Annotated in this window: 1 protein-coding gene; it reads left to right on the top strand. The window is 55.5% G+C overall.

Annotated elements, in window-relative coordinates; genetic code table 11:
* A partial coding sequence (locus tag A3730_RS26015) for a thrombospondin type 3 repeat-containing protein (protein WP_197477646.1) occupies positions 1 to 760 on the top strand: 760 nt, incomplete at both ends.

Here is a 760-nt window from a genome sequence, read left to right on the forward strand (position 1 = left end):
GGAAGACAACCCCACTGACAACTGTCCGCTGGTTGCCAACCCGACTCAGGATGACACTGATGGCGACGGTATTGGCGATGCCTGTGATCAGGACAACGACCAGGACAACGACGGTATCGACGATGGGGTAGATAACTGTCCTGCCATTTTCAACCCGGAACAGGGTGATGTGGATAACGATGGTATCGGTGATGTTTGTGATGACGACGCGGATGGCGATGGTGTGGATAACACCAATGACAACTGTGTGTTCACGGCAAACGCGGATCAGAAAGACACGGATACCGATGGTATCGGCGACGTCTGCGAAGACGACCGCGACGGTGACACCATCCTTGATACCAATGACAACTGCCTGAACATTCCTAACACTGACCAGGCTGACCTGGATCTGGATGGCATTGGTGATGTGTGTGACGACGACCGTGATGGTGACGGCGTGGACAACGACACTGATAACTGCCCACTGGCTGCCAACGCGAACCAGGCGGACAGCGACGGTAACGGCATTGGTGACGTTTGTGATGGCGGTGGCGGTGATCCCACTGACACCGATGGCGATGGCGTTCCGGATGTCTCTGACAACTGCCCGATGATTCCTAATGAAGATCAGGCTGATGGCGATGGTGATGGTAAAGGCGATGTCTGTGACGACGACGGTTTCACCTGTTCCGCTACCACCACTTTCCAGCAGCTGGCCAATACGGATTACACGGCAGACAGCGGTGTGCTGGGCGTATGCCTGGGTTGCTCCGTGGAT

The sequence above is a fragment of the Alcanivorax sp. HI0044 genome (assembly GCF_001634945.1).